Here is a 795-nt window from a genome sequence, read left to right as displayed (position 1 = left end):
TGTCGATTTACGATACAACGGCGGCGGTTTAGTACTGCAATCTTCTCAAGTGGGATACATGCTCAGCGGCGCGGATAAAAATCGTGTCTTTAGTGAGCTAATTCACAACGATAAGATCATGAAAACCATACCTAATGGCGACAATGTATACCCATTTACTAACGTAGCCATCGACTGGGCAGCAGGCAAGTTCTCAGACCAAATGTTGCCTACTCTAGGCAAGCAGCAAGTTTATGTGCTGACCTCTGGCGGTACTGCCTCTTCAAGTGAATTACTGATGAATGCACTGCGAGGTATTGATGTTAATGTTATCCAAATTGGCTCAACCACAATGGGTAAACCCTATGGATTCGCACCAGAGCAGAACTGTGGCACCATGTACTACACCATTCAGTTTAAATCTGCGAACGAAAAACAATTTGGCGACTTTGCCGACGGTTTTGTTCCAACACCTAAGAGCCAAATTAGCAGCAACCTTGGTTTAGATAATCGAGTTGAAGGTTGTTGGGTAGATGACGACCTAACGAAGCCGCTAGGCGATACATCCGAGCGCATGCTATCTGCCGCACTCAACTACATGGATACAGGAACTTGTCCACAAGTGTCGCCTGCGAGTTTCAACACAATGCCACTTAACAGCGACTCTCCAGCACTTAAGGATCACCGTTCACCACTAAGAACAGAGGCTATACATGTTGAGATCAACTAGATCAAGGCGCGCAACAGCTATAAGACTTTGTGCTTCTCTTGCACTAACACTACCGATTTTGGGGTGTGAAGCAATGTCACGAGAAC

General features: G+C 45.9%; 1 protein-coding gene. It reads left to right on the top strand.

What is annotated here, in order from left to right; all coding sequences use genetic code 11:
* A partial coding sequence (locus R7040_RS25825) for a S41 family peptidase (protein ID WP_318097483.1) occupies positions 1 to 709 on the top strand: 709 nt, incomplete at its 5' end.
* Positions 710 to 795: the final 86 nt, after the last annotated feature.

This window comes from Vibrio sp. 1069 (assembly GCF_033340555.1).
The sequence above is the reverse complement of the archived record's forward strand: the minus strand, read 5'-3'. Positions and strand labels throughout refer to the sequence as shown.